Origin of the sequence: Agitococcus lubricus (assembly GCF_003051055.1) — a bacterium.
GTDB lineage: Bacteria > Pseudomonadota > Gammaproteobacteria > Pseudomonadales > Moraxellaceae > Agitococcus > Agitococcus lubricus.
Map to the genome: position 1 here is coordinate 1 of NZ_QAON01000033.1, position 11,841 is coordinate 11,841.

At 38.9% G+C, this 11,841-nt stretch carries 8 protein-coding genes; 3 read left to right on the top strand and 5 right to left on the bottom strand.

Going from position 1 to position 11,841, the window contains the following annotated elements; translation table 11 throughout:
- Positions 1 to 121: 121 nt before the first annotated feature.
- The 3 genes from C8N29_RS15830 to C8N29_RS15840 form a co-directional block, all read right to left on the bottom strand.
- Entirely contained in the window at positions 122 to 640 is a 519-nt protein-coding gene (locus tag C8N29_RS15830; RefSeq protein ID WP_107867042.1) for a defense against restriction DarA-related protein, read from the bottom strand.
- 80 nt (positions 641 to 720) lie between these two features.
- A complete protein-coding gene (locus tag C8N29_RS15835; protein ID WP_107867043.1) occupies positions 721 to 1,668 on the bottom strand; it encodes a phospholipase D-like domain-containing protein in 948 nt (315 codons plus the stop codon).
- A gap of 12 nt (positions 1,669 to 1,680) precedes the next feature.
- Positions 1,681 to 6,213, bottom strand: a complete 4,533-nt coding sequence (locus tag C8N29_RS15840; protein WP_107867044.1) for a leucine-rich repeat protein — start codon at positions 6,211 to 6,213, stop codon at positions 1,681 to 1,683.
- Positions 6,214 to 6,580: 367 nt separating this feature from the next.
- On the opposite strand from C8N29_RS15840, the gene C8N29_RS15845 reads away from it, so the two are divergent.
- The 3 genes from C8N29_RS15845 to C8N29_RS15855 all read left to right on the top strand — a co-directional run bounded on the left by C8N29_RS15845 (position 6,581) and on the right by C8N29_RS15855 (position 10,190).
- Positions 6,581 to 7,654, top strand: a complete 1,074-nt coding sequence (locus C8N29_RS15845) for a BRO-N domain-containing protein (RefSeq protein ID WP_107867045.1) — start codon at positions 6,581 to 6,583, stop codon at positions 7,652 to 7,654.
- Between the two features lie 387 nt (positions 7,655 to 8,041).
- Positions 8,042 to 9,112, top strand: a complete 1,071-nt coding sequence (locus C8N29_RS15850; RefSeq protein WP_146164489.1) for a hypothetical protein — start codon at positions 8,042 to 8,044, stop codon at positions 9,110 to 9,112.
- Positions 9,113 to 9,137: 25 nt separating this feature from the next.
- Positions 9,138 to 10,190 (top strand): hypothetical protein, encoded by a 1,053-nt coding sequence (locus C8N29_RS15855; RefSeq protein ID WP_107867047.1) that lies wholly within the window; start codon positions 9,138 to 9,140, stop codon positions 10,188 to 10,190.
- 229 nt (positions 10,191 to 10,419) lie between these two features.
- Here the strand turns inward: C8N29_RS15855 and C8N29_RS15860 are convergent, their stop codons facing one another.
- Both C8N29_RS15860 and C8N29_RS16895 read right to left on the bottom strand, forming a co-directional pair.
- Positions 10,420 to 11,169: a hypothetical protein gene (locus C8N29_RS15860; protein ID WP_107867048.1), complete on the bottom strand. Its 750-nt coding sequence runs from the start codon at positions 11,167 to 11,169 to the stop codon at positions 10,420 to 10,422.
- Positions 11,170 to 11,181: 12 nt separating this feature from the next.
- Positions 11,182 to 11,841, bottom strand: a 660-nt coding sequence (locus tag C8N29_RS16895; RefSeq protein ID WP_204509382.1) for a hypothetical protein, incomplete at its 5' end; no start/stop codon positions are given.

Below are 11,841 nucleotides of genomic sequence, written 5' to 3' on the forward strand. Positions count from 1 at the left end.
ACTACGGTTTGAGAATCCGCATTTTCTACTAATCCATCGTCATTCACAGGATAAATTTTGGCAATTAAATGCTTATTTAAGCCGTAATTTTCACCACCCCACTCACTAGATAAAGGTATCATTATGCTGCTAACTCCGCCTCTAGTTGTGCTTTGTATTGCTGTCGTTCGGCAATTAAGGCATCCAAGCTGTTAACTTGTTCTTGCAAGGCAGATACTCTTGTCTTTTGAGTATTTTTAAGTCCTGAGCTTTTGGCAGCTTGTGCTACATCATCGGCTTTAGTTTTGGCAGCTAAGGCTTTTTGATAGGCGGTACGGCTCGATTTAATACGTTGAGCAATTTCTTGTATCACGGCTTCGGGCTTGTGGGCATCTTGATTGCGTAAAGCAGCTTCTTTGCCATTAATTTTTACTTTGAAAATATCGCCAGTTTGTTTGATTAACAAAGTCACGGTTTGACTATCAGCAAAGGTTAAAGCTACTTCTTTGTAGCTAATGCCAGCGGTACGTTTTAAGGCTTTCTCAACATCATGGCTAACCAACTTTTCACCCAAAGCACTAAATAACTCAATGAGTCGTTTCATGCTTTCTGCTTCGGTGGATAGGTTTTTAATGTCAAATAATAAAGGCGTGGCGGTCATGGCTCTATCACTCAATAAGGGCTATTGAGTGATAGTTTGAAGGGTTTTAGGAGATGGTTTTGATGTAGGTTACATGTTAACTAATCTATAAAACGCATAAAATCATCTACTGAAAAAAATGCAGCTTCTCTATTTGGACAATACTCAGCAATTGCCACTCTTAAATATTCTTTTAGCCTAGATCTTATGTCATAAAGACTCACTATGTAGTCATCTATGCCATCTACTTCGTAGCAAACAAACAGATTCTCTTTTTCACCGCTTTCGAGTGTGATGGGTAATAGTTTTTTATTCTGTGGAGTTTTATAAATACCATGAAATTGTATTCCACCACGCGGCCCCACAAAAATATCAATCAAATAAGCATTTTCTGGCAAATCGTCCCAATCTTCATATACTGCAATCAAATCTGATTCGTGCTTGAGTTCATTTACCTTTTTATCAACCTCATCAGAATAATATTCAAACGTAACTGCGAAATAAATTTCTCTATTTTTTAACTCAATACTTTTATCTAAAACCAAGTCAACAAAATTGTGATTTAAGTCTGTTCTAGGTCTAGCGATTCGTCTTTTCTTCCATTCAATTTTGGCGGCTTCGATCATTTCTTCGGTGATGTCCTCAGACTCATTCCACAAGCCATTAAACCACTCTTGAGCTTTTCGGATTTCGTTTGAGTCTTCAATCCTAACGCCACACTCACGCCAGCCTTTAATCTCTTTCTCTTCTAACCCCAAGCCGTTAGCGGATAAGTTTGATGAAGAAACAATCATTGTGTTTGGGGTTAAATAAACTTTGGCGTGTAGATTGGAGCAATTTTTTAGCGCAACACCCATTTTTTGTAATTCTTGAATGGTGTCTGGATTAGTAGAGCCAGTCGTTAAATTACAAATTAACCGAGCAGATTTTTTATTTTTAAAATATTGCTCTGCACCATGACCAACAAAGGCAACCGCACAATCTAGTTGCTCGGCAGGAAGTAATAAATTCTCAATTTCTTTGTTGTTATTCTGTTCTGAGATAAACATAATCAGTCCTCTTTATTTGCTAACTTGGCTTACACGTTCAAGTTCGTCCAACATGTCTTGACAGGACTTACTCCAGATCAGTGTCTCACTCAGCTTTTCTATTAGTTCTTTTGTTCGATTAATAGAAGCTGGCACATCGTAAAGCTCACGGGCAATTTTTTTACCCCAATTGTTAGCAGCTTCATCTAATGAATCGGGTGTTTCTACAATATATCTATTGGCTTCGAGATCATCTTTTAATATTTTTTTAAGTGTGCGTGCAAAACCACTATTATTACTTACTAAAATAGGTGTACCAAAACGTAAAGCTTCTAAAGCAACTAAACCAAATCCCTCTGTTCTAGAAGGCATTATGACTAAAGAAGCTCTTCTTATATCGCTTGCTATATCTTCCAAGTCGGCGGAAAACTCTCGCACTCTTAACGATAAATTAGGATAAGTTGTTGTTAAATTGGTTTGCAACTTTGTTCCTTCGCCACTTGGCGCACCACGAATAATAAGCTCTGGAGCTGCTCTTAAATCTGTTTTATCTAATACATGAATTGCTTTTGCTGCAATATCAATTCCTTTAATTTTTGCGTCTTCAGCTCTACCCAAAATTAAGCAATGTAATAACGTCGGCCACGTAGTAGAACGTGACTCTTCTCTATTAAAACCTACTTGAAACTCAAAAATTGCAGGTCGTCGTTCTGGCTTTAGCCCATCTAAAACATTTTGAAATTCATCATATAAACGCGGCCCTACTGCGGCAACTAAACTTGCTCCCACAGCAAGCTCTTTCTCCTCTTTTTCTCGAGCTTCGGCTTGCTGAGCTGCATCGGGTTTATCTTTAAACCATTCTAACTGCCCTGCTGCGGTATGAATAAAGTGAATACGTTTTGCATTAGTAAAATGATCTTCTTGCTGCGCTTTTGCATCACTGCCCGTTACTCGCCCATGTCCAATAATAATATCTGGCTGATAACTCGCGTCTAAAGGCAACTTTCTAGATAAGTCACCATTCTTAGCAACAATTAATTCAATATTTTTGGCCTTAGCTTCTGCTCTTTCTTTTGGTTCAGCGGCTTTAACCACACAATGTACAGTTTTACCTATCTCAGCCAATGCAATACATAACTCACGATTAAAGGTTGACAGCCCTCCATGATGAGACGACCATTCTGTTGCTATGACTAAAATGTTTTGGTTGTTAGTTTTACGTCTATCAACACAGCTAATTTCAAGGGGTTTCGCTCTGTCACCCAAATTTTGATCTGGTTTAATCGCATCAAACGGTTTTGAGGATTCTTGTGATCTTTCGGCCAAATGCTCATGTTCTGATGAGTCTTTCTTCTCTGCACCAATATGCCAAATGGTTTCAGGTTTTTTACCAATACGAATAGACAAAACCGACTCAACCAAATGAGTGATTAATTGTTGGCTTTTTGAACCTTCTATTTCTATCCAAATGCTGCCTTGTTGCGATGTCCGCTGAGTATCTGCATAAATAGCATGAATTTTAACTGCACCACTAATTTCTCTATCAAAATAACAAACACCAGTTCGCCAATAAATACCTGCACGACCTGCTTTTTCCCCAATGGCGCACAATACTGCTTTAATAATGCCATCATGTAAAAAATGATATTTTAGCTCCACCTTTGCTGTAGGCTGCGCATTACGCCAAACATCTTGTACGCTTTCACGTTGAGACCACTCGGAAGGCAGTAAATCGGGTGCAATGTATGTATCCGTATTTTCACCTAGTGAAAAACAAGAGCCACATTGCTTCATCATATCAATAAAAAGTTTTTGTTCTTGCTCAGTGTATTGACTCCAAACTGTCTGTTTTAAGTGCCATAAATGGAATTGTCCCAGTTCTCTTTGAATAATTGGTAAAGTTTTAGTTCTATCTAATAAGGCGTATAAGCCTTTTAACGCCCATGCTTGATCTAAAACTAAATCATTACCAAATGCACCGTCTCTCCAAAACACTTGACCAGTTCTATGCAGATAACTCGCAACAATCGAGGAATATTGACTCCCATTGTTTTGGCACAATGCCTCAAACTCATCATACGAAATCGTTTTGCAACTTTCGTTATCACGCTTATGTTGTAACTCGTGCATTACGGAGAGCCAATTTTTAGGTAACTTCACTTCCTCATATCGTTCACATAATAGACGTGCGGCCGATTTTAACTCTGGTTGCAAACGTTCTAAACCATAACTCACCTTTGCACTACAAGAGCTTACTTTTAAACGTGTAAAACCATGATTACTGGGTAAAAGCGGTGGGATTACTTGGCTTTCTTTATCACATTGTGATTGCACAACAATAATAGGTGCATCTTTTCCTGCTAAGGATTGGACATACTCCAACCAATAGGCTAATGAGCGATTGCACATAGGGACGCCATTTTCGATATATTCATTATTATTTTCGTAATCAGGATGCCAAACAATCACATAAATGGCTTTTTCGTCTAAAAATAGGCCATGTGTACCTAAATAAATATCTTGGCCACCAAAATCCCATAGATTGGCATAAACAGCGGGTTTATCATCTTCTTCGGGCAACACTTCAAAGTGTCCCAACATAATGCCATGTGTGCTTTCAATAGCGGGGTCAAAGGGTTGTTGTTGAAGCTTTCGAGCAATTTGAGTTTTGCCAATTCGACCATTACCTAATATCAGTAACTTTAATTCGTTGTTTGGTGCTTCACCTGATGCAAGAATATCTTTTTGCCATGCGATTATTTTTGGAAAGCTATTATGATGGTTAATCGGGTTAGTAATTTCTTCTGGAGTATCAATACATCCGCCTTGATAAATATGTAGTCTAGGCAGTTTAAATAAAAGACTTGAATATATGCACAATAAACTGTGGCATTTTAATTCTCTCAACTCGTTTAAATTGTTTAGGCACTCAACATCAACTAACTTATCGCACCCGCTTAAATCCAATTGTTGTAAGCCCAATAAATTGGACAACCCGCTCACATCATTCAGGCTTGAACACCCGCTTAAATCCAATTGTTGTAAGCCCAATAAATTGGACAGCCCGCTCACATCTTTCAGATTTTCGCACCAACTTAAATTCAATTGCTGTAAGCCCGATAAATGGGACAATACGCTCACATCTTTCAGATTTTCGCACCAACTTAAATCTAGTTGCTGTAAGCCCGATAAATGGGATAATCCGCTCAAATCTCTCAAGCTTTCGCGCCCACTTAAAGACAATTGCTGTAAGCCCGATAAATGGGACAATACGCTCACATCTTTCAGGCTTGAACACCCACTTAAAGACAATTGCTGTAAGCCCGATAAATGAGACAATCCGCTCACATCTTTCAGGCTTGAACACCCACTTAAAGACAATTGCTGTAAGCCCGATAAATGAGACAATACGCTCACATCTTTCAGGCTTGAACACCGCCTTAAAGACAATTGCTGTAAGCCCAATAAATGGGACAATACGCTCACATCATTCAGGCTTGAACACCCACTTAAAGACAATTGCTGTAAGCCCGATAAATGAGACAATACGCTCACATCTTTCAGGCTTCTGCACCCACTTAAATCCAATTGCTGTAAGCCCGATAAATGGGACACTACGCTCACATCTTTCAGGCTTCTGCACCCGCTTAAATCCAATTGCTGTAAGTTCGACAAATGGGACAGCCCGCTCACATCTCTTAGATTTGAACACATGCTTAAATCCAATTGCTGCAAGCCCGATAAATTGGACAGCCCGCTCACATCTTTCAGGCTTCTGCACCAACTTAAATTCAATTGCTGTAAGCCCGATAAATTGGACAATACGCTCACATCTTTCAGATTTTCGCACCAACTTAAATCTAGTTGCTGTAAGCCCGATAAATGGGATAATCCGCTCAAATCTCTCAAGCTTTCGCGCCCACTTAAAGACAATTGCTGTAAGCCCGATAAATGGGACAATACGCTCACATCTTTCAGGCTTGAACACCCACTTAAAGACAATTGCTGTAAGCCCGATAAATTGGACAGCCCGCTCACATCTTTCAGGTTTGAACACCCACTTAAAGACAATTGCTGTAAGCCCAATAAATGGGACACTACGCTCACATCTTTCAGGTTTGAACACCAACTTAAAGACAATTGCTCTAAGCCCAATAAATGGGACACTACGCTCACATCTTTCAGGTTTGAACACCAACTTAAAGACAATTGCTGTAAGCTCGATAAATGGGACAATACGCTCACATCTTTCAGGTTTTCGCACCCACTTAAATCCAATTGCTGTAAGCCCGATAAATGGGACACTACGCTCACATCTCTCAGGCTTCTGCACCTGCTTAAATCCAATTGTTTTAACTCTGTTAACGCCTCAAGTGCCAATATATTTTTTAACCATTTACATCCACGCAAACTTAAAACTTCAAGCTGCGTTAACTGTTTAATTGACTCTGGCAATTCCTCAATACGCAAATCACTTAAATCACACTCTTTAGCACCTGTTGCCAACACCTCAGCAATAATTTTTTCGGCTAAATCGTAAGAGGCTTGATTAGTAATATCTTTCATTAAATTATCCTTTAGTATTTTAATGTTTTAGGCATAAAGAATGACTTGTTTATTTAAGTGTAAGTTTATATATCAAAAAATTACCACCAACAATCCCCTTGCTCCTTAAACTTCTATGCTATACACTATTTTTACCGTACCACATGTACGGTCGGGCTTGGCGGCCTGATTTCACCTCAAGAGCACACAATCCGCGCTCAGCGGTTTTTTTGTGCCTGTTTTTATGCGCCCGCTTTTTGGTGGGCTATGCAGGGAGACTTTCGAGTCTGCTGGAACTTGAGGCCAGTCCGCCAACCTTGCATGGTCTGCCACCCTCACTTGGCGGTTTGGGTGACAGGTTAAAAACCTATCCTCAAGAGGTGTCATTATGACTACCAACGCTTTAACTTTTGATAACACTGTTTTTGAAATTATTGATTTTTCTGGTATGTGCTGGTTAAGGGGCTACCAAATTGGTAGTGCCTTGGGATACTCCCAACCAGATGCGGCTATTTCTAAAATCTACGACCGCAACGCTGACGAATTTACCGATCAAATGACCACCATCCTTGAACTAGACACATCAGGCGGCAAACAAAAAACACGCATCTTTTCTTTACGTGGCGCACATTTAATCGCTATGCTTGCCCGTACACCAATTGCCAAAGCCTTTCGCAAATGGGTACTCGATATACTCGACAAACAAACAACCGCCCAAACATCGCCCGACACTACTGAAACCCTTTCCCAAACCCTAAACCAACTCAGCAAAGGCAACAAAAAGCTGTATATGTCCATGTATAACGGTTTAACTCGCCGTTTTGCTATAGGTCGGTTAGCAGACATTCCCCATGCCGAAATCCACAACGCACTCGCAACTATTTATTTCTTTGCTGTTGAATGGCATCGTAAAAACACACCCACACAATTACCCCTTAAGCTAAATGACGGTGAGTGGTACTTAGTGGTCAAAAACGGTGTTGTGTTATGGGAAAGAAAACTTAAACCAAACTGCAACGATATTCCTGCCAACACGCTCCAAAATCCAAAATTGATGTTAGAGCATATCCGTGAAGTAGTAGGCGAGTTTGTGGGACAACCAGCCTTAGAACACGAAAACAATCTTGTGATGATAAGCCGAGATACAACCAATAAGGTTATGGACTATTTTGCTGCATTGCGCCACGAAATTAACCGACTTGGCGGTAAGTTACCAGTTGCGCCTAATTTTGACAAAGAAGCCATTGTTCGCGCTGTTATCACCGATATGATGGATAGTAGCCGTATGTTGGTATCATTTGACTTTATCACTGGCAAGCCACAAATTACTTTTGTGCCTAATGACTGTTTTGTTGCCAGTAGAGACAACATCGCTAACTTGATTGCTGGTAGTGATGGTGTACCTAGAAAATATTTGCCCGATATTATTAAAGCCGTTGCTAATCGCTTAGCGGGTAATTAAAAAGTAAAGCCCCTTAATCGGGGCTTTTTACTGGAACTTCAAAAAATCACCTATTTTTTCGTCATTATTATAACAGCCGCAGACTAGAGTCGCTCCCGAAAACGCGGTTGAAATAACACCACCAAACGCCTGTCTGCACCCTCTTTGTGGTGTATGGGTGTGACTGGCTTTACGATGGGAAAGGTTAGTTATTAAGGGGGTAAGCCCCCTTTTTTTGGGGCATTAGTTAATAACTATTTTTCTCAATATTTTATCTTTACCTCTTGAAATATTAGCAAATACAACTAAAGTAAGTTGTTAGTTAATAACGAATCAATGTTCTTTTATCATAACTAGCTTACTACATTAGGCATTAACTACTACCATTAAAAAATAAGGGAGTATATTATGAACAACAAATCAGTCCTTATCGCCCTTCACGGCATGGGTACACATACCGAAGATTCGCTCAAAAAAGAAATAGTCGATGCTGCTAACAATGCATTACGTCGCTATCCTAACTATGAAAGCCGCAACATTGAAGATAGTGTAATTATTAAGCCTATTGAATATAACAGCATCTTTGAGGAAACACGTCAAAAAATTAGCAATGCAAATCAACCTATTAGCCAATTTTTAAAAAATCATGATAAAAACTTATCTCCGCATTTTCTGAGTGATATTGTGAATGCCGAAGAAAGTTTAGGACAAGAAAGTAATTTCAATACTCATTGGTTAGATGTCATTTTATATATGACTGCCATAGGTGAGCGCGTGCGTCATCACGTAGCTTTAAAACTTCTTGAAATTATTAAGGAGGCTACAGCACAACAACAAAATATACATCTTTTAGGCCACTCTTTAGGCACATCAGTCTTACACGATGTACTGTGGAAGCTCTATACAGGTGGTGTTATAGATAAAAGTGGTAAAAAACATACATTAGACGCTACAGATAACAAACTTCGTAGTATTTGGATGTTTGCCAATGTTAGTGTCTTAGTATCACGCTTTTCTAGTATTAGTCCCCATCCTCTTACGACTATTGTTAAACCAGGCGCCAATAGTAATGGCTGTACAGAGATTTTCGCTAATATCCATCATAAATATGATCCTTTTACCATTCCTTACGCATTCAAAGTATCACAAAATGATGGTTGGATTCCTCCAGACATCTGGCAAAAAGACTATATTGACATCCTAACCGAGAAAATTACACGTACTGATACCCATAGTCTTGGCGGCTATATTGAAGATCCTGCTGTTACATATCCTTTTCTTAGCCAAATCATACCACTTGGTACACAAAAATTCTCGCCCAGTCTTACAGAGTGGCAAGAAGGCAATGCCAAAATAAAAATTTTATTGGGTAAAGAAAACCTATTAACTGAACTCAAGAATAAAGCTAAATCTGTTAAAAGTCTCAGCGATTTTATACAACTAGGCGAAACCTTTCAAAAAGCCATAAAAACCCAATAAGTTCAATAAACAAGGAATAATACTCATGAAATTAGCATTAATTCTGCTATGTTGTTTCACAAGCTCTGTGAGTTTTGCTGACAGTTGTGTAGAACAAAAAAATTGTTTTCCAAACTTAAATAAAGCTTCTGCCGATCTTTCTGATGCACTAGTCAAAATGGAGCAAAACATCCCCATTGACTATGATGTCACTTTAAAATCATGGCATAATGAATTGGCTCGCGCTTTTGAGGAGGTAGATAATAATATAATCATCTATCCTATTGATTATCAAGGATATAAATTAACTAATTTTACTGATAACTTTTCCCAATATTTCAACTTGGATACCATCAGTAGAACCCCATCATACCCCAGCTTCTCTTATCGTAAATCACTACATGCAACCCCAAGTAATTCTAATTACGAACTTACTATAGGCAATAACTCAGATAGAGTCGAATTTCAAAATACCAATGATACTTTTTGCCAAAAACGCTATAAAAATACTTGTGATGATGTTTTAAAGGATTTGGCTTTATCTGTTAATACTTATAAAATTAAAAATGCAATAGTTACCATTGATAAGATGCTACCTTTATTAAAGTTTCAAAATACACAATGGGCAAATTTTTACAATAAATCTCGCTCGCAAACATTTACCGATTTAATGTTACAAACTTATATTGATAAAGACAAATTACGACAATCTAATTTCGTACCGCCATCTGAAAAGCAATATTTTTTCTTACACCCTAATATTGTCATTGAAAATGTCAACGACGCCTTAGATGGCCAACAAACTAATGAAGCGTTGGCTATCGAATGGCTGGGTATCAACTGGTGGCAGAAATGTCCTATTGCTATTAGTGTAGCTTGTGGTGTATCGGTGGTTAGTTTATATTCTGATCGCTCAGTTGTAAATGATGTAGGTCATGGAGTTATGCTACATTTTGCTAATAAATATTCTATTGGAGTTACCAATCATGATGGTTCTAATGGCATATTTATCACTGCTGACTTATTAAAAGCATTTGAAAATCAAAATGAACGACTACAAACATGGAAAACTAAAGTCAATACTTTGTTAGACCAGTAATTCATTCAGTTTTAGAACGAATTGGGGATATAGATACAATATAATTTGACTAAAAACCTTGGTAGTGCATAGGTTTGACGTGATAAAGTCGTTGTATTGTTGATAGGCAACAGTTTCATAGATTAATCACATTTTTAGACACTACTTTTTTCAGATTACACTTTTGAATATCCAAAAAAATGGCCGCACTAAGCGGCCATTTATAAATTACAGGGTATTGAGCAGATCGTTAATAAAGCCCCATCTTCCGACCTAACTTCAGCGATTTATTACGCTTCAATTTAGCTTGGCCACTATGAGCCTTATTTTGTGCTTTAACCAAAGCTGCTTTTTGTTTAGCAGTGCGTTTTAACTTAGGGCCCAAACGTTTACGAATAATCGTCTTTTTACCATCACGAATAGCTACTTCTTTTTTAAAGTTGGCACTATCAAAAATAGAGGCTTCACTATTCATATCAAAAGCAAATTTTTCAACCGTTTCATCAATCGTATCTTCGTTTTCACCCAACGTCTGCACTAAAAACTCTAACAAACGATTAGCCGCATCATTACGCGCTGCATCATCATTGCCATTAAACAACGCCTCTAAATCGGCATTATCTGCACCCAATGCCCCCATGTAATCACTGGCTGCCTGCATAGCCACCATATAAATATCATTGGTATCATCAGTGCTTGGATCACCGTCTAAATCCATACCCCCATCAGCAATCGCACTAATCAAGGCATCTAAACGATCATACAAAGTTTCGTCTTTGTCTAAATCGTCAGTCTCCGCCCACACTTGCACCGCATTAGCCGCTTGGATACGGATTTGCGACATCACAGCAATGGCCACTAACTTATCAAGCGTTAAGTTATATTCTTTGCCTTCGCCATTCGCACCATCAAAACGATGAACTGGCTTACCCGTTTTAATGGCTTCAACTTGTGCGGGTGTTAATAAACGACCACGCAATGCTTTTTGTAAATCACTCATTATCTTTTACTCTCAAGTAATCGTTTGCTCAATAATGGCCACACGAGCCACCCCATCAAAACTCACTGCTAAACGCACATCCATCCAATCATTAGGCCGCGCTTCATTAGGCTTTAACTCTAAGGTGTAGGTTAAGCCCAACATCATCGGATCACGACTCGGCACTAACCAACCACTGGCTTCGGCATTTTTTAATAAACGCTCAATCTGGGCACGACTACGCGCAATCGCTACGGTCATACCCTTTTGCAAATGATCTTTGACAATACGCACACACACCTGATTTAAGTGTGTGGACATATCCGCGACACTAATCAGCTTTTTCTTACTCACCAAAGTACGTGCCATTGTTAAACAATCACGGAAGGTATAACGACTACCATCACTAAACTTATCCAAAATGACGGGGTTAATTTTGGCCTTAGCTAAATTGCTTAATTGAATCGGTGAAGGCGTGCGTAATTGGCTAATTCCTGTCCGTGGTAAAGGCCAGTCTTTCCCTGCAATTGGGCTTTGTTTGGGGGCAAAGCCCACGCTGTTAATACGTGCGTTACGATTACAACGTAAACCAATTTGCGCCCCACTACTGCCCCAAGAAGCCTTACCACCATTTAACGGATCATCACAACGTAAAGGAGTCCAATAACAAGAGACTAAGAACTCATCAAAATT

Bases quoted from the DNA above. Each gene is read 5' to 3' on its own strand.
- C8N29_RS15830 (WP_107867042.1), bottom strand. From the start codon at position 640: ATGACCGCCACGCCTTTATTATTTGACATTAAAAACCTATCCACCGAA.
- C8N29_RS15835 (WP_107867043.1), bottom strand. From the start codon at position 1,668: ATGTTTATCTCAGAACAGAATAACAACAAAGAAATTGAGAATTTATTA.
- C8N29_RS15840 (WP_107867044.1), bottom strand. From the start codon at position 6,213: ATGAAAGATATTACTAATCAAGCCTCTTACGATTTAGCCGAAAAAATT.
- C8N29_RS15845 (WP_107867045.1), top strand. From the start codon at position 6,581: ATGACTACCAACGCTTTAACTTTTGATAACACTGTTTTTGAAATTATT.
- C8N29_RS15850 (WP_146164489.1), top strand. From the start codon at position 8,042: ATGAACAACAAATCAGTCCTTATCGCCCTTCACGGCATGGGTACACAT.
- C8N29_RS15855 (WP_107867047.1), top strand. From the start codon at position 9,138: ATGAAATTAGCATTAATTCTGCTATGTTGTTTCACAAGCTCTGTGAGT.
- C8N29_RS15860 (WP_107867048.1), bottom strand. From the start codon at position 11,169: ATGAGTGATTTACAAAAAGCATTGCGTGGTCGTTTATTAACACCCGCA.